The 18,629-nt window shown below is 47.2% G+C and carries 12 protein-coding genes; 1 reads left to right on the top strand and 11 read right to left on the bottom strand.

Features of this window, described 5'->3' with window-relative positions:
• Positions 1–50: 50 nt before the first annotated feature.
• The 3 genes from ABDW33_RS26075 to rmuC form a co-directional block, all read right to left on the bottom strand.
• Positions 51–2,261: a transferrin receptor-like dimerization domain-containing protein gene (locus tag ABDW33_RS26075; RefSeq protein ID WP_343693045.1), complete on the bottom strand. Its 2,211-nt coding sequence runs from the start codon at positions 2,259–2,261 to the stop codon at positions 51–53.
• A gap of 85 nt (positions 2,262–2,346) precedes the next feature.
• A complete protein-coding gene (locus ABDW33_RS26070) occupies positions 2,347–3,039 on the bottom strand; it encodes a basic secretory protein-like protein (RefSeq protein WP_343693044.1) in 693 nt (230 codons plus the stop codon).
• A gap of 99 nt (positions 3,040–3,138) precedes the next feature.
• Positions 3,139–4,521 carry a DNA recombination protein RmuC gene (gene rmuC, locus ABDW33_RS26065; RefSeq protein ID WP_343693043.1) on the bottom strand — a complete coding sequence of 461 codons (1,383 nt, stop codon included), beginning with the start codon at positions 4,519–4,521 and terminating at the stop codon, positions 3,139–3,141.
• 308 nt (positions 4,522–4,829) lie between these two features.
• Between rmuC and ABDW33_RS26060 the strand changes: the two genes are divergently transcribed.
• Positions 4,830–5,444: a porin family protein gene (locus ABDW33_RS26060; RefSeq protein WP_343693042.1), complete on the top strand. Its 615-nt coding sequence runs from the start codon at positions 4,830–4,832 to the stop codon at positions 5,442–5,444.
• A 93-nt stretch (positions 5,445–5,537) separates the two neighbouring features.
• Here the strand turns inward: ABDW33_RS26060 and ABDW33_RS26055 are convergent, their stop codons facing one another.
• The 8 genes from ABDW33_RS26055 to ABDW33_RS26020 form a co-directional block, all read right to left on the bottom strand.
• The gene (locus ABDW33_RS26055; RefSeq protein WP_343693041.1) at positions 5,538–7,895 is read right to left on the bottom strand and encodes a beta-L-arabinofuranosidase domain-containing protein; all 2,358 of its coding nucleotides are present in this window, start codon (positions 7,893–7,895) and stop codon (positions 5,538–5,540) included.
• 22 nt (positions 7,896–7,917) lie between these two features.
• Complete coding sequence (locus ABDW33_RS26050) at positions 7,918–9,600, bottom strand: DUF885 family protein (protein WP_343693040.1); 1,683 nt, start codon at positions 9,598–9,600, stop codon at positions 7,918–7,920.
• 20 nt (positions 9,601–9,620) lie between these two features.
• Positions 9,621–10,850 (bottom strand): FAD-dependent oxidoreductase, encoded by a 1,230-nt coding sequence (locus ABDW33_RS26045; RefSeq protein ID WP_343693039.1) that lies wholly within the window; start codon positions 10,848–10,850, stop codon positions 9,621–9,623.
• Between the two features lie 60 nt (positions 10,851–10,910).
• Positions 10,911–11,912 carry a 4-hydroxyproline epimerase gene (locus tag ABDW33_RS26040; RefSeq protein WP_343693038.1) on the bottom strand — a complete coding sequence of 334 codons (1,002 nt, stop codon included), beginning with the start codon at positions 11,910–11,912 and terminating at the stop codon, positions 10,911–10,913.
• 123 nt (positions 11,913–12,035) lie between these two features.
• A complete protein-coding gene (locus ABDW33_RS26035; protein WP_343693037.1) occupies positions 12,036–12,431 on the bottom strand; it encodes a hypothetical protein in 396 nt (131 codons plus the stop codon).
• A gap of 122 nt (positions 12,432–12,553) precedes the next feature.
• Positions 12,554–13,891 (bottom strand): ectonucleotide pyrophosphatase/phosphodiesterase, encoded by a 1,338-nt coding sequence (locus tag ABDW33_RS26030; RefSeq protein ID WP_343693036.1) that lies wholly within the window; start codon positions 13,889–13,891, stop codon positions 12,554–12,556.
• 2 nt (positions 13,892–13,893) lie between these two features.
• Positions 13,894–15,303, bottom strand: coding sequence for a hypothetical protein (locus ABDW33_RS26025; protein WP_343693035.1), 1,410 nt, complete (start codon positions 15,301–15,303; stop codon positions 13,894–13,896).
• An 11-nt stretch (positions 15,304–15,314) separates the two neighbouring features.
• Positions 15,315–18,530, bottom strand: a complete 3,216-nt coding sequence (locus ABDW33_RS26020; protein ID WP_343693034.1) for a TonB-dependent receptor — start codon at positions 18,528–18,530, stop codon at positions 15,315–15,317.
• Positions 18,531–18,629 lie beyond the last annotated feature (99 nt).

Genomic DNA, 18,629 nt, shown 5'->3' with positions numbered 1-18,629 from the left:
ATGCCTTACAGCATAAGCGATTCTTTCAATTGCCGGACATACCGTCAGCATCAGATTTTTTCCAGGTATGCTGCCAGTTTATTGATAGCGCCTGCTACTATGATGATCTGTTCCTGCGCCTCTTTCCAGTCCCGCTGTTCTATCGCCTCTCTTACACCGGGTATGGTTTTCACCCCATAACCGGTATAAAACCCCGGCGCATAGATCGTGTGTTTATACCAGTCCCTCCGGGGCAGCCCACTCGCTGTTAACAGCTGTTGTTCTGCCTGATAAAGGGCCTGGTTCACTGCCGCCTTATCACCTGTTCCCGTTGCCTTTACATTCGCATGGTGTGCAGCGGAATCCAGTGTGACCAATGCATTCTGCAGGGGGGAGAAATCCAGGTAGGGTACTTCCGCTTTTACAGCCGGCGCCTTTATTTTCTCTGTCGGATCTGCTGCCAGATCGTATTGACGACTACGTATCAGTTCATTATCGATAGTGGTATTTTCTCTCATAGTAGTAACCAGTGCTTCCAGTTCCTTTACATAACCGGCAATTGTTCTCTGCAGGTTACTGAAGTTGAACGGCAATACCGGCGCATCTGCCAGGCGAAGTGCGGCCCTCCCTGCGGTTTGTGCCAGGGCGACTCCATATGCAAATTCCGGATCACCGAAACGGCGGTAGTGATCCCAGCTATCAAAGATAGAGTGGTAATCACCGCCTTCATCTTCTCCCCCAAAACCTACGTTCAGAGACGGGATACCCAGGTGTTGTAAGAAAGAAGAATAGTCTGAACCGGATCCCAATGCGCTCATGGTTAGCTGCTGCTGTTGCAGCAGGTCTTTCTTTGCTTTGGCACTCCCTGCTTTCAGTATATCTGCGGCTCTCTTGCGGTCATAGATACTTACTTTGGTTTGTGGATCGGTCACTGTCTTTGCAATATCTGCCATCAGCGGCTCCAGTGCATGCGAACCTCCTGCATACAAAAAGCCACGGCCGTTACCATCGCTATTGATGTAAGCCACCGCTTTCTGTTGCAGTTCCTGCGCATGATCTTCTACCCACTCTGTAGATCCCAGTAATCCTGGTTCTTCACCATCCCAGGCACAGTATACAAGCGTGCGAGCCGGCCGATAACCTTCTTTTACCAACTGGCCAATTGCCTTTGCTTCATTCAGCTCGGCAGCCAGGCCGCTGATCGGATCAGAAGCCCCGTTTACCCACGCGTCATGGTGGTTCCCCCTGATCACCCATTGGTCAGGATAGGCTGATCCTTTTATTGTAGCTACCACATTGTAAGCAGGTACTAACTTCCAGTCGAAGGACAATTCGAGGTGCACCCTGGCTACGCTGGGTCCTATATGATAAGTGATGGGCAGTGTTCCCCTCCATGCCGCCGGTGCTACAGGACCTTCCAGGCCTTTGAGCAATGGCTGTGCATCATGGTAACTAATGGGTAGTACCGGTATCTTCAGCAGGTTGGGAGCCTGGGTTCTATCCAGCCTGGCAGCAGACTCCGTAGCCCCGGTACCCGGGGTAAGCGGGTCGCCGGGGTAAATTACCATGTCCATGACTGATCCCCGCTGCACCCCGTACTCGTTTTTGTAGGCCCCTTTGGGATATACATCTCCCTGGGTATAACCGTCATCAGCAGGATCGGAGTAAATGATACATCCTACAGCACCATGTTCCTGCGCTACTTTAGGTTTGATACCTCTCCAGCTATGTCCGTATTTGGCGATGACGATCTTGCCTTTTACGGATATTCCCTGTCTTTCCAGCCATTCATAATCTTCAGGTAACCCGTAGTTAACAAATACAAGTTCCCCGTTTACATTTCCGTCCGCACTCCATGCATTGTAGGTAGGCAATTGTCCATCCTGTGCAGAAGTGCCATCCTCTTTCAATGCAGGCTCTTTGAGTACAGCTTTGTAGGGAGTGGGCCCTGTGAGCTCCAGCACTCTTGTCTTAGGTGTTGGGAAAAGCACCTTGTAAGTAACGATGCGGGCATCCCAGCCATAACTTTTGAATCTGGCAGCAATGTCTTCAGCCACGGCCTTCCCCCGGGCCGAACCAATATGATGTGGGAAAGCAGAAAAGTAGCGGATGTCATCTCCGATTTGTGCTGCGGAAAGCAGTTTGTCGAAACGGGTTTCCAGCTGCAGCTGTGTAGCAGATTCACTGCTGTTGTAACCAGTGATAGGTTGCTGCTGTGCAGTTGTCAGCGTGGCATAGCTCAGGAAAACAGACAATACACAAGTAATACTACGGGTTTGCATGTATGTTTATTTAGTTGATAAAAGGTATCTCAAATATACTACATTAATTTAGTAGACTAATACTCATTTTCAACAAGGCCCATAGCTACAGGACCGGATTAGCACCATACTCCTGCCACAGCTCATCCACTGTTTTCCCCGTCAGTTCTGTCCAGATGCCATCTGTATAAGTGTTGGTACGCATAGCCTTATCCAGTTTCGCGACCATGTCTTTGCGTTTATGTTTTTCCAGCCAGATCAGGAAGCGGGCTGTAACGCGGTAAGCATTTTTGTAAGACTGCTTTTCATTGTAATCCGGCAAAGTCCAGTGGGCGCCTTCATTGTCTACTCCCATAGTAGCACGTACGTAATCGGCGATACCTTCGGTAAGCCAGCCCGGGTTGTATTCAGGATAAGCCTGTACCACGTGCATCCCTTCATGGGTCACCACGTCGATATCACCGGGGTGCTTGCGGAACCATTCCGGGTTGAAAGTAATTACCGAACCGCTGGTAGCAGCAACCCCATCATAAGCAGGATCGATAACGAAATCTACTTTCTTTACCGTGTTTTTGTTATACCTCTTCGCTTCGGCCGGATAGACCGTGAAGAAGGTGCTGATCAGGCGTGCTTTGACTGTGGAGTCGAGGTCAGTACTTTTGTCCGTGAAGACAAGGGTATAACCTTTACGGCTGATGGTTGATGTTTTGTCCTGTGCCCGGGTGACTGCGGGAATCAGGGAGACTGACAGGCATAGGATGCCCATAGTTCTTTTCAGACCTTTAATTGAGTAGACCATTTAATACGTGGGTGGTTTAATATAAAAAATAAAGTAACGGGAGCGTCCGCACCGCGGAATGCCATCCCGTTACTTTTCACAAAATAAATAATTTATTGTTTAATTTTCTACTGTTTCCTCACTCTCTCCCAACTGCTCCGGCAATTGTCTCACGGCCGTCTCCACCGGCTTCACCTCCGGCAATGTGTTTTTCAACGCCGGCCCTAAATTATATAACTTCTTTGCCTGCGGTACAAAACGGCTCTCAAGGCTAGCCACCGCATTATTATAATGGCCCACCGCTGTCGTCAGGCTCCCCCCTATACGGGTAAAGTGCTGTACCAGCACATTCGTCCGGTTGTATAACTCTATCCCCGCATTCCTGATCTCCTCTATATTCTCCGCCACATGCAGCTGCTGCCACACAAAACCTACTGTCCGCAACAAAGTGATCAATGTAGTTGGCGTGGCAAACACCACCCTGTTTCTGATACCATCCTCAATCAGCGTAGGATCTGCCTGTAAAGCCGCGCCAAAAGAAGACTCTATCTGCAAATACAAAATAACATAGTCCGGAGAATGGCTCCACTGGCTCCAATAAGCCTTTGCACTCAACTTCTTCAGGTGATCCCTTACCGCTAATGCATGTTGTGTGAACAAGGCCTTGCGTTCATCTTCATTATCCGTTTCAAAAGCCCGCATATAAGCACTCAACGGCACTTTCGAGTCAACCACGATCGTCTTCCCTTCCGGCAAACGAATGATCATATCCGGCCTTAACTGCCCATCCTCACTGTTTACCGACACCTGCTCATTAAAATCACAATGCTCTGTCATACCCGCGAACTCCACGACCCTGCGCAATGCAATTTCTCCATATTTTCCACGGATATGAGAGGTCTTCAATGCACTCACCAGGCTATGCGTCTCCTTCTGCAACTTTTCCGTACTTTGCTGCACGCCGAGTATAAACTGGTTGATCTGCCCATATTGCTGCTGCCGGCTGCTTTCCAGCTGGCGCATATTATCATCAAAGCGTTGTAAACTTTCGCTCAGGGGCTTCACCATATTATCAATCGCCTGCTGCCGCTTTTCCAGATCTCCTTTTGCATCTGTCAGCTGAGTTTCCAAGGCAGCCTTGGCCAGTGTAACAAAAGAATGGTTATTATGCTTCAATGCCTCTGTAGACAAAGCACTGAAAGCATCCCTGAGCTGCAGGTTGGATTGTTCAATAAACTGCTGCTGCTCCCGCAACCGCATATCACGGGCTTCTGTATCACTATGCAGCCGGACATTTTCCTGTTGTAAGATCTGCATACGGGCATTTAGCTCCTCTGCGAGTGCCTTTTTCTCCTGCAATTCCTGTTTTAAAAGGTCTACCGCCTGGTTGCCCGTACCCATCTGGGTCTCCATAACCGCCAGCCGTGTCTTGTATTTTTGTATGGTAAAAAGCAGCCACACGATAATCGCGAACGAAAGCACGACAATGATAATAATCTCCATATATAAGCGAAAAAAGGAATTTCGTGCAATAATAACGAAAAATAACTGAGCGACGTCTTCCGGCCGTTCGTGGATCAAAAACAGGATTTAACAGATAACATCCAGTCGTTCATCCTATTAAATCTGATCTTTTTAAACTCAATTCGTAAAAGGGTATCTAAAAAACCTGACAAACTTTAATTTAATTATAATAAGGTATTATGATGAATTACGTAAGTTTGCCCGCGAATAAATTTTAGGTTATATTTTAAAGGGAGCCTTTTTTCACCCTTCAAAATTATAAAATTGTCAAATAGCAAAAAAAATCTATGAAAAAAGGATTGTTACTGGCAGGTGTTTTATCACTGTTTATTGGAACGGCTTCCAAAGCGCAGACATTTCATTACGGTTTAAAAGCCAGCCTGATGTTTTCCAGTATTCACGGAGATGGTATGGAATCAGGAATTAAGCCAGGTTTCCAGGGTGGTCTGTATGCACAATGGGACCTGTCAAAAAACGGGAAATGGGGTTTCCAGCCTGAATTGCTTTTTACACAGGCAACAGCAAAGAAATCAAATGATTTTGCGACTTATTTCGTAACCGACAGGAACACTTATGGTAATGACAAATTACAGCTCAGCTATATCACTGTACCATTGTTGTTACGTTACAACCCGATCAAAAACTTAACTATTCACGTAGGTGCACAGTACAGCTACCTCTTCTATGCAAATGAAAATATCTTCAAGGGCAACAGAGATGCGTTGATTAAAAATGATATTGGCGCTGTAGCAGGCGTACAGGTGCAGGTAGCACAGGTACACTTCTTCGGCCGTTATGTATACGGTATCAACGATGTACTGAATGTACATCCGGCTGAACGTACTGACATTAACTGGCACACTCAGCAGATCACAATCGGAATGGGAATTAACATTAAATAATCTCCCTTATTATTCTGATCATAAAATATCACGGGCCTGCACAATTGTGCAGGCCCGCTTTCATTTTAATGGTTAGCAATTACTTATCTTATGTCAGTCCCTTACCATTCTGATCGTACCGTATATAGGTCCTACGCTGTTTTTAGGCGCCGCTTTCAGTGTAAAAGTTATCTGCTGCTTGCCCTTCGTTAATTCTATAGGAATTGTATACACAACTTCATAAAACTTACTCGTCTTGTAGTGGTTCAGGTCTTCTGTCGCTACCTTCACGCCATCTATCAGGATATCGAATTTGCGGTAACGATTGTCCATTCCCCAGTAGCTGCATAGCAAGCTATTGGCTGCTACAGGATCTGTTTTCATCGTGAATGTAAGAGACCCATCTTCTTCTGTTGCTCTCCATTTGCGACCATGCTCTTCCCCCGTCAGCGTCTTTTCACCACCAAAATTGTGGTCTCTTTCCGGCTGCATCTCTCCTACCCGCAGCATGTCGACTGTCTTTGCTTCTATCTGTTGCAGGCGTTTCTTTTCTGCTTCATATTTTTCCTGTTGTACGGCCCAGGTTTGCGGTGTAAACGCGTCCCAGTATACACTATAGTATTCTTTGGCAACAGTATTAAATGGTACCAGTGTCAGATCTTTCGGCTGCCCTGTCTGCGTGGTGTGGAACACCAGTGGCTGATCTGCTTTTACCCAGTTGTTGGGATTGTTGTCTGCTGTAACCAGTACAGGAATACCTGTTACAGGATCAGGTTCTGTATTGCCCAATACACCAGCCAATACTACAGGTCCATAGAACAATGCGATCCTGTCCGGGTTGTCCGGCATGCTTTCCTTGTACACGTTCATAGGCAGCTCCAGGGTGATCTTGTCACCATTCTTCCAGGTACGTTTTACGGTGATGTAACCGTCACTACCCACTGTTACGCCCCTTTCCGTTTCACCATTCACCAAAATCTTCCAGCCTGGTTGCACCCAGTGTGGTTTACGGATGCGTACTGCGAATGTAGCAGGTTGCCTGGCAGTAATCGTGAGCTGCACTTTGTCATCAGCCGGCAGTGATGTAGCCTGGTCTATTACTATGTTCTTTTCCTTCCATTGCAAACGTGAAGGAATGAAGAGATTCACATACAAACTGCCATCAGCACCCTGAAAGTAAATGCTTTCTCCATACTTCACATGGTTCTCCATACCACTTCCCACACAGCAGGTGAATGTATTGAAGGTGTCGCTGAACTCCTTGCGGGTGCCCATGCGCAGCGGAACAAAGTAACACATCATACCGTCTGCATGATTCTGCGAAGCGAGGATATGGTTGTATAGTGCCCTTTCATAAAAATCCATGAAATGCGCATCCGGTTGCAGGGAGAAGAGATGGCGCGTCAGCTTCAGCATATTATAGCTGTTACAGGTCTCCATGGTATTATCAGTCAGATAATCGTTCAACTTATCCGGAGGCCCGAGATATTCGTAGTTACTATTACCACCAGGTGCATAACTATGATGCTGCGTGATGGTGTTCCAGAAGAATCCTGCGATCACGCTGTCTTTCTTTTGCCCGGTCACTTCATAGCGACGGATACAACCAATGACTTTGGGTATCTGTGTGTTGGAGTGCTTACCAGGCAACACATCGAGATTGGCAGCAAGCGAATCAAGAATACGTACATCGTGGAACTTGTACGAAAGATCGAGGTACTTCTTCTCCTTTGTCAGGGTATAGGTATTCACCAGTACTTCATTCATGCCACCATATTCGCATAGCAGCATTTTCTGGATCAGGGAATCCGGCAGATGGTTGATCTCTTTTGAGGTCCAGTCAGCCATTTTCTTCTCGACCACAAGTGCCGTATTGTTATTACAATAGATATAAGCATCCAGCAAACCGGCCATAATCTTATGCACTGTATACCAGGGCGACCAGCCGCCATTCAGGTCAAAACCACGGCTTCTGATATTGCCTGCTGCCACTTGTGCCCATACAGAGTCTTCCCCCGGTATGGCACCCAGGTACCCTGTTTTGCGGGCCTGCTGACATTCATCCAGCTCCTTTACGATATAATTGACCTTATCGAGAAAACGTTTATCGCCGGTAGCTGCGTATTCCATCGCACAGGCAGACAGGTAATGCCCTAAGGTATGTCCTGCCAGGCCGGATGATTCCCAGCCACCATATCGTTGTCCCTTTGCTTTCAGTCCGGAGTGTTCACGAAAATCCGCCAGCAGCCGATCTGGTTCCAGTAACAGCAGGAAGCGCTCATCAGCCTCCATTGCCTGCTTAAAAGGGCCCGCCGCAATGCTGACATCTTCCAGGGGGAATGTATATGCCTGTAATTTAACGACAGGTTTTACCTTCATCTTTCCGTTATCTTTCATAGGAGAGAAAGACTGTGCGGAACAAAAGGCTACAGGTAGCAACAACGAGAATGAGAATATAGAGCGTATTTTCATGCATCAATTTGTTTAAATCAGGTTAATAGAAGCGCCAGTTCGTTTTGAAATCTTTCGTGATAGTTTTGTTTTCGAGGATCACCCTGATCATCTCTACAGGCATCATATTACCCTGCATGATTGCATCGTGGAATTGCTGGTAAGTCATCTTGCCACTATCTACCATTTCTTTTTTCAGTGCCATAAATTGCAGACCACCTATCATATAAGCCACCTGGTACAGTGGACTGTAATCACCTTTGAAGGAACGGCGCACTTCGCCTGCGGCGTTGGCTCTTTCATGCCCTACCCTGTCTACCAGGAAATCAACACATTGCTGAGGAGTCCATTTACCAAGATGGTAATTGAGGGAAAATATAATCCTGGCACAGCGATGCATTCTCCAGAAGAGCATGCCGATGCGGTCTTCGGGTGACTGCGGAAATTTCTGATCCCACAGTAACATTTCCCAGTAGAGTGCCCAGCCCTCTATCCAGAACGGGGTTTCAAAATGGCGGTAGGTCTTATAACGGTTGGTCATAAATTCCTGTAATGCATGACCGGCAAAAAGTTCATGATGCACCGTCGCACGGGAGAAGTGCGGATTATTGCCACGCATACTCATGAGCTTATCTGCCTCTTCCATGTCGTTCGTAGGATAGGAAATACTCAACTCCTCTCCCCCGGTAAAGAATGGATTCACCAGCTGCCGCTCAGGCGTCATCATAATCATCCGCCAGGTCTCTTCCGCCAGTGGTGGAATGGTCACCAGGTGATGACCTTTGATGAAATCTACTGACTCGTTATAAAGTTTCATGATCGCCTCCGGCTGATCGCCGGCAGGTACATACGTGTTCTTTACTTTTTCCAGTGCCTTGTGCCAGTCGTCCCCAAATCCCATTTCCTGGCTGGCTTTCAGCATCTCCTTATCACAAAATGCAAATTCTTTATTGGCAATATCTATGAGTTCCTCCGGTGAATATGGAATGAACTCTGTTTGTAACTGACGGATCAGTTCTTCCCGGCCAATGGGATGACCGGTGATACCGCTACCATCATCTTTGGTACCGGGCGCCTGTTTCATCTTTGTTCTCCATGCATTCGCATAACTGTTCAACGCACTATCCAGTTGTGCATAAGGAGCAGGTATCCACCAGGTGAACAGCGGATCATAACCGTTGTAAAAAGTCTGAATACTATGGATCGCTTCCAGCAAACCTTTAGTGACCTGCTCACCTCTGCGCAGCAGGTAAATGTTGAGGTCTGTATTACCGGTTAACTGTTTTTCCTTTTCTTTGATAGCAAGTGCCATCTCTCTATAGGTAGCAGCGAGCGCCTGTGCGTCCTGCTTTCCTCCTCTCCTTCTGATCTTCTCGGCAGCATAAATTTTATCTGCGATGGGGAACCAGGAGGACAACGTCTTTACCTGCGCTGTTGCTTCATCGATATGGTAAATATTCTCTTTCAGTTTCGTGCGGAAGAGTACATAATCTACCTTGGCATCTGTCGTAAGTGCATCGAAGTTCACGGCCTCCAGTTGTGACAGGTAGTCGTTGTTGAAAGTTTTAAAGCGGGCATTTTTTTCCGGTGATTCATCGACCTGGTAAAAGCGGTATAAACTACCCCTGTCTGCTTCATAATGAATGAGCAGATCTGTAATATCTTTCTGTTGCGCCCATACGGGCATAGTAGTCCCAAGCATCATCGAGAAAATGAGTCTTTTCATGTATAATGAGTTTATCTATTTCAGAATCGGTCTACCTTGAAAGGCGTGATATCCATGGATAGTTTATCGCCGGTGATGATTTCGCTGACTAACTTACCGGTGGCGGCGCCCAGGCTGATTCCCAGCATAGAGTGACCGGTAGCCACGGTGACATTCGGATAGTTTTTCAATGTGCCGATATGTGGCAGCCCATCTGCACTGCAGGGACGATAGCCATGCCATACCTTATCTGCTGTGGGTAACGGAATGTCGTAAGCAGGGAAATATCTTTTTACAGATTCAAGAATGCCTTGTACCCGTTCCATACGTGGAGGGGTATTGACGGGGGTGATCTCCATTGTGCCACCAAAACGGATCTTGTTGCCGTTCATGGGAGAAATAGCCACTCTGGCTTCACTGAGGATCACAGAGCGCCTTACTTTCCAGGGGGCATCTTCGTAAGTAACAGAATAGCCCCGGCCACCTACCATAGGAATGTTCAGGTCCAGTTGCCTGGCCAGTTCACCACTCCATACGCCTGCCGCAACAATAATGTGGTCCGCGTCGAGGTCCCCTTTACTGGTAATAACACCTTTCTTCGTAAAACCGGTCACTTCACGGTTGGCTTCGAACTGTACCCCTTTACTTTTCAGGTAGGCAATCAAACTGGTCATGAGTTGATTGGGATACAGCTGGGAATCACCGGGAAAATACACAGCACCGAGTGCATTTATTTCCGTGTCGGGTTCCATTTGCTGTAACGTTGCTTTATCTATCAGCCGGGCTTCTATGCCCAGTGCCCTGGCATCTTTGATCGTATGTTCTGCATGATGAGCGTTGGCTTCACTTTGAAAGAGCTCCAGCATACCGGTAGGATCATAACTGAAATCCAGGCCGGGAATCTTCGTCCATTCTTCATAGAGATGTTTGCTAAGCAGGGCAATATCTCTTAAAGGCACCGCAGCTCTCTCTACATGTGATTTTGTAGCGCTCTTTACAAATTGTAATCCCCATTTTACAAGTGCGCCATTCAGGGATGGCTTGATGTAAAAAGGGCTTTTGGAATTGAGCATCCATTTGAGGCCCTGCCATACGATACCCGGTGTAGCGAGTGGAACGAAGTGACTTGGGCAAATATATCCTGCATTACCGTATGAGCAGCCATTGAGCATGTCAGTACGGTCTACAACGGTAATGTCGTGGCCTGCGGCCTGTAAATAAAGCGCACTGGATAATCCGATAATGCCGCCGCCTATAATGATTGTCTTCATGATAATGAATTTCGATCTTGTACTGTCTTTTTAAAATTGACAAAACAAAATTCTCCTTTGCTATAAAACAGTAAACCCATATGCATACGGATCATCTTCAGGATCGATGGAAATCGTATTGTATCCATATACCCTTGCCCATCCTTCAATGCCCGGCCTGATGGCAGGCATGCCACCGACGGTTGTCTCCTCTTCTATCGTTCCGATAAACTTAGAACCGATGATACTTTCATGAATGAAAGCGTCTCCTTTCTTCAGTTTGCCTTTTGCATACCATTGCGCCATCCTTGCGGAGGTACCGGTACCACAGGGGGAGCGATCTATGGCTTTATCACCATAGAATACCGCGTTACGTGCAGTAGAAGCAGCATCAAGCACACTGCCTGTCCAAAGAACATGCGAGCAGCCATTGATGTGTGGATTATCAGGATGTACAAAAGTGTATTTCTCGTTGATGCGTTTTCTGAGTTCACGCGCCCAGCTGATTAACTGGGAGGCTGTGTAGTGTTCAAGACCGGGGAAGTTCTCCTGCACATCTACAATCGCATAGTAATTACCACCGTAAGACACGTCTACCTTCAGCATGCCCAGGTCAGGGCATTCCACTTCCAGATCGGTGGCTGCCAGGTAAGATGCAACATTCGTCAGTTTGACACTTTTAACTTTGTTGCCCTCCTGTTTGTATTCGATGATAACCAGTCCGGCAGGTGCTTCCATGCGCACAATACCAGGGACCCTGGGTGTAATGAGCCCTTCTTCGATGGCAATGGTAATGGTACCGATCGTACCATGTCCGCACATGGGCAGACAACCACTGGTTTCTATAAATAAAACAGCTACATCGTTCGACGGATCGTGGGGGGGATACAGGATACTGCCGCTCATCATGTCGTGGCCACGCGGCTCAAACATCAGTCCTTTCCTGATCCAGTCATACTCCTGTAAAAAATGGTTGCGTTTGTCACTCATAGTGGCGCCATGGAGTACAGGACCTCCGCCGGCTACCAGTCGCACAGGATTGCCACAAGTATGGGCATCGATACAAAAAAAATTTTTCTTCACGGGTGCTTGATTCTGGTTAATTTATTCCTCATTGGTAAAAATACCGGCTGCACAGGAATGTGTACTCTCCGGTATTGATCAATGATGTGCAAAAATTAACATAAAATCAGCGGAAAAGAAAGGCTATTCTTTCGGAATGGCAATCCTGCCTATTTTCTGATCATGATAGTCGTCGGAAGAGTCTATCATGAATTCAACCTTATCAATCTGATCTACATTCCCAAATACAGCATCAATGTACCACAGGCTGCGTTGCGCACTGTCTACATCCTGGTCATACCGGAGGGTTACGCCCAGGGTGTCACTTACTTCCGTCACGATCAGTCTGAACGACTCCATACTATCGGCATTGAGCCCGATAATGGCCTTTACCGAGAGAAGCTTTTTGCCTTCCGGGGAGGTATTGAAGGTGGTCGAAACAAAGGGAACGTCGTTGCTGATCTGAATTACCTTTTCTGATGTAGTAATGAGGTCAAAAGCGCTGTGGATGATGACTGGCGCTGTCAGTGATTCTTCCATAAAAAAAGCATGATTTTTAGATTTATCATGTAAAAATCATGCCGTTAGCACAAAAATCCATATCCGCCTCCGGCAGATATGGATTTTTTGCGGCGTGGGCCTGCTGCAGGTCCGCCCTGACTTTATTTCTTCAATGCGCCGGGATACACCAGTCCCTCAGCCTGTTTCAGCTCAATACCCAACAACTTTGCCACCAAAGGCGCCACATCTTCCAACCCGATCTCAGGCAATACGACCCCGCTTCCCAAACCAGCACCACCTGCCACAAAACCGGTCCTGATTTCCTTAAAATCCGGGAAGTACCCATGCGCACCACCTTTTGCCGGCTTTAGCAAAGGTCCGTCGGCATTATTATTAAAACTGATCCCCTGCTCCCCCGTCAATGCCAGTACCGCCGCCGGATCCGCCTCCATTCTGTCAATCGTAGCCTTGTCGATGACCCTGAACAGGCGTTGCTGCGTAGCTGGCAAACCGGCTAATATCGCCTTCACCTGCTCCAGCGTTTTGGTATCGCCCTGATCTTTCAGGTGTAAAAAAGCAGATCCGCCACTTGCATGAAAAGTGGCCTTCCAGTTCCCCCTGTCAGGCGTTGTACCCTGTAAGCCATGCTGTGCCAGCCATACATTTGGCGCCAGGCTGGAGTGTGTATCTACAAACCCATGATCACCGGTAACGATGAGCGCTGTGCTATCCTTTATCCCTGCCTTCTGCAAAGCCTCCATAATGTCTCCAATAGCCCTGTCTGCTGCTGCCACAGCCTTGCGTACACCCGGCCCTTCACGACCTTCCATGTGCTCAAATTCATCTGTATTAGGCAGGTGCACCGCTATCAGGTTAGGTTTATATCTGCGAATCAGGTAAGCCGTCATCCTGCCGAGATTTTCATTCATACTGAGGTAATGCAGGTCCATATCATTCGCTTCCAGTAGCCCGGTTGCATTTGCCTGGATCTCTTCAAACAATCCCTTTGGTGTCGCATCCTGGCTGGTAGCCATCCGTCGGTCACCCGGCTGATTTTCCAGCCATGTTTCAGGAATATTCCAGTCAATATCCGCACCTACCGTAACCGGCCATGACACCGCCGCCGTTTTCAATCCCGCTTTATGTGCTGCTTCCCACAGCGTTTCAGATTTAATCTGGCTGGCATATTTAAACCAGGTCCCATTCAGACCTTTCGGATCAAAAGGTGTATTGTATACGATACCATGTTTCGCAGGCATCACCCCTGTGATCAACGTCGTATGCGAAGGATAGGTCACCGTGGGAAAAATGCCCCTTACACCTTCTGCATACACACCTGTATGCATCATCTGCTGCATATTGGGCGCCGGCCACGAAGCATCCATATAAAAATCAGGTCGAAAGCCATCCACACTCACCAGTACCACATATTTTACCTGCTGTGCCATCAGCTGGCAACCACAAAGAATGACTGCTATAGATAATATTAACTTCTTCATAATTAATTAATAAATGGGAAAATATAAGGAGAGGTTTTATTCGCTACCAATACCTTGTTCATATCATATTTCATTGTCACAATACCAGCGACTTTATCATTGGTAAAATCGTCCATCCCTCTTGCCAGCGGGATATAAGAAGGGATCTGGGCTTTGATATCTGCATCTGTTACATACTTATTATTTAACTGCTCCGTTTGTGATACGGGAAACTTAATACCCAGGTCTGTCATACGACGACCTTCCGCCATAAAGATCTCCTGGCGCATACGATACAACAGGTATAGCAGATCATCCTGCGTTGCCGCTGCATCTATGTCCGTCGCCGTTACCTTTGTACCTGATACAGTATAAGCAGTGATATTTCCCGCCTGTCGGTTCAGGATGTAGCCACTGCGTGTATTATCAGCTGCATCAAATTTCACCAGCTCCGCTGTCACAGGATAATCCTTTCTGTTCCCCCCATTACGGGTTTCTTTACTATCATCCAGTGAAACGGCAGGTCTGTTCGCGATGACAGATGTGAGCAGGTCTTTGAGTGTAATACGTGCAGCAGCCAGGTCACTTTTCGAAATGGCAGATTCCGCTACGATCAGCCAGGCCTCTTCTGCTTTTACAATCGTTACAGGTTTCTGATCGGCAGCAGCCAGTCCAATATGATAATATTTAGGATCCAGGAAATCCAGTCTTGGGTTAGGGGCAAATTCATTGTAAGTAGAGGAGAATACATAGGTCTGCATGTCATTGGTCACGCCGTTTGTACCATCATACTTCACCTGTCTTAACAGGGTAGGAATATTCATCGCATTCCTTGCCAGGGAGACTGCACTATCTGCATTACCGAGGGAGTAAAACGCCCGTGCCTTCAGCAGCGTATAGGCCATTTGTTCAGTGCTACCAGCTACGGCCAGTGTAATGGCAGCATTCAGGTTAGCAATGGCCAGGTTCAGGTGTTCTGTTGGTGTCAGCACCCGTCCCTTTTCGCTACCGGGCAAACCAACAAATAATTCACCACTTAAAATATGCGCGTACCCTAAACTAAAATACATCTCCGCATAATTGGCAGCAGTTGCCGTATTATCACCCGGCAGTACCTTGCTCAGACCATATTCTGCCATGATACGCAATACCGCTACCTGCGTCTGCATATTATTCACATCCGTATCATAATAATCAATCTGCGGAATGTCGAATACCTTGCTACTCTGAGTACGGTTATTATAATAGTTGTCCGATACCAGTTCAGCACTCACCACTACCTGGTTCATCGTGAGCGCGAGCTGACGACGTACACCATTTACCCAGCTGCTGGCTGCACCGGCATTTGAAATATATACATCATCTGTGATGTTCGGGTTCAGTACATTACAGGCACTGGCACCCAGAAAAAGTAATATAAAGAGTCGTTTCATTGTTGCCTGAATTAGAAGTTTAACCTTAAAGAGCCCAGCCACTGACGTGGTGAAGAATAGGTAGCATACGAGATACCACCGGTAGTCGCACCGCCCTGTCCCTGTGCTGCACCACTGATGGTCGCTTCAGGATCAAAGCTGGACGAACTGAAATTCAGCGGGTTTACAGCCATAAAACCAATCACTACAGCACCCACCTTATTGTTTAGTTTACTGGCTTTCAGCGTATAGCTCATTCCGATAGTTCTTACTTTGATAAAGTCGGTTTTCTCTACAAAGCGATCAGTGAAGTTCAGCCAGTTGGTACGGCCATTTTTAGCGATTTCCGCATCAGGAATACCTTCTGTGGCCGCACTGTAATAAAAACGGAACTGACGATCAAAAGAGTTGGCATATGCGCCCCGCTGATAATCTGCATTTGCAAATACTTCCAGCTCCTTATAGCGGAAGTTCAACCCCATGCTCCCAAACAGGTTCGGAATAGTGGTACCCAGGTACTGCTGTGCAGTCGTAGAAGCAAGTGTACCATCTGCTGCAAATACACCCTTGTTCCCCCTGAGGTAACCAATGGCATATCCTTCCTGTACCACGGTCTGAATTGTTCTCGCACTGAAACCATTAATATTGAAAGCGGCAACTCCTCCACTACTCAGTACTTTATTATAAGATGTGTTAGCAGACGCATTGAGGCGCAGCGAAGTATACTTTGTCTCTATCGGAATGACTACAAAGTTGAATTCAAAACCACGGTTCAGGATCTGGCCTACGTTGTAAAGCTGAGATTGTGACTGTCCACTGGAAGGAGTGGCAGGCACGTAAAACAGGGCATTGTTGGTCAATGAACGATAGTATCCTGCCGATAATAAGATCCTGTCATGTGCGAAACCAAGGTCCAGCGCTCCTTCTGTGGTCTGTGTTTTTTCCGGTTTCAGGTTATCATTTCCAGGCTGACCAAAATAGGCCGCCTGCTCGTTCTGGTACCCGCTGAATGCAATGGTACGCTGGTTTGCAAAAGCCGTAGGCAGGTTCCCGGCAACCCCAAAGCTCCCCCTGATTTTCGCAGAAGAGATGACTTTGGAGAGGCCTTCAAACCATGGTTCAACACTAGGAATATAGGACAATCCGACTTTGGGATAATATTGTACACCGATGTTCTTTCCGAACGCCGGGTTGCCGTCACCTCTGATTCCCATATCAAGGAACAGCCTGTTCCTGAAACCGATATTCTCCTGCAGGTAGACACCGTAGTTCACTACTTCCAGGTAATATTCATCACTCGTTTTAGTCGCAGCACCGGTAATGATCTGGGCACCGTCGCGGATATTACTACCCACGTATTGGATCTGCTGGTCTTCATTGCGGAAGTATTGGCCACCACCAGTTGTTACGAAAGAGAAGTCGCCTAACTTTGCCTGATACTGGCCATTCAGTTCGAGAGTAATACCCATGTACTTTCTATCTGTATTGTTCACGCTACCCTGGTCGGTCACTTTTGTATTCGTGGTAACAGACAGGTATTGATTAGTCGTAATGACCTGGTTACGCATCACACGGTAATCGAGGCCACCGGTAGCTTTAAACACCAGATTTTTAAGTGGCGCATACTTAAACACCTGTGAAGTCTGGAAGCGGTTTACTTTGATACTGTTATTCTGCAGGCGTTCAGCTTCATCCACATACGCTTTCATTTTTTCGTAAGATGCGGCAGATAGTGTGTCGATAATGGGACTGAACTTAGGTCCGGTGATAGCGGATGCCCCGCTTTCTGCAAACCATAATCCTGTATAACCACCCTGGTTACCATTCCTGTTTCGCTTGTAGTTGTTATTAATATAGGTGAAACTACTTTCGTAGGTAACATTTTTACCAAGATCTGCGCGGAAACCACTGGCGAAGTCTACGCGCTTGTTTCTGTTCTGGTCATAGATCTGTACCCCCTGACTGTTCATATAATTGCCTGAAAAGCTAAAGCCGAAGTTGTCTTTACCACCGTTGATCGCCAGGTGTTGTTTCTGGTAAAAGCCATGCTGGAATAACAGGTCTTTTGTGCGCCTGAAATGTAGAAAATCGCTGGTAGGTGTCTCGACGCCCATCTGCGTTTCAGCAACGACAGCTGTCCTGCCGGCACCTCCTTTTTTAGTAAAAATCTGGATCACCCCGTTGGCAGCATCAGAACCATACATCGTTGTAGCAGCTCCTCCGTTGATATATTCAATCTTCTCAATGTTGTCCATCGGAATATCTGCGACCGAGCTTACCGCAGCACCGGTAGAAGAGCCCCCACCGAGTTTGGAGGCGGTGTTCAGGTTATCCATTCTCACACCGTCAACATAAATGATCGGTGTCGAGTTTACAAAAGCAGAATTTACGCCTCTCGCGCGAATGATGGAGGTAGCACCCGCCTGGCCACCAGATAGGCGGATCTGCGCATTGGGCAGTCTTGACTGCAGGATCTGATCAATTCTACCTGAAGGCGCCTGATCCAGTTCTTTAGTACCTATAGAAACTACTGTAGATGACAACCTTCTTTTGGAAATATCCTGTCCCTGACCGGTCACTACAATTTCATCCAGACCCAGACGGTCAGCTTCCAGCTGTACGTCGAGCGGACTGCCTGCTTTATCACGGGTCAGCACCAGCTCAATTTTCTTATAGCCGAGGGAATAGATCACCAATGTAATTTGTTCCTGATCCTGCGGAAAACGCAGGGCGAACCGGCCGTCGGTTCCGGTAGCAGCCCCCAGAGTGGTGCCCCTGATACCGATGCTTACACCGGGCAGCATTTCGCCGGTAGTTTTGTCACTCACTTTACCCGTGATGGTAATTTGCTGCATCAACAGATACTTTTCAGTATACGATACCTTATTGAGTACAATATATTTTTCGTTCACCTGACGGGCTACCACGGGATAGATAGTCAGAATATCTCTGAGCACATCGCTGACAGACTTATTATTCGCATGATAGCTGATTCGGCTGCTATCCGGAATATTGTCCTGATTGTACCCGATTACAAAAGCAGATTGCTTTTCGATGATGGCCAGCACTTCTCTGATAGGCCTGTTTTCGACCTGAAGGCTTACTTTCACTTCATGCATAGACTGGCCGGAGCCGGTAGCAGCAAAGGAAATGACCGAAGAAAAAAGTAGCAGAAAGCTCGTTAGTCTCATTTTCAGGGTAAATAGCTTTTTAAACAGGTTGTAGTAACCTGAGAAAATTTTTCGCATCTTTGATCTGTTTTTTAATGTGAGTTGAATCCGTTAAAAATGTGGCGTACTGTTCGCAGTGCGTGAAGGACCGGGAGTGTTGCAACCACTTCCGGTTTT

The sequence above is a fragment of the Chitinophaga sp. genome (assembly GCF_039596155.1).
Taxonomy (GTDB): domain Bacteria; phylum Bacteroidota; class Bacteroidia; order Chitinophagales; family Chitinophagaceae; genus Chitinophaga.
The sequence above is the reverse complement of the archived record's forward strand: the minus strand, read 5'-3'. Positions and strand labels throughout refer to the sequence as shown.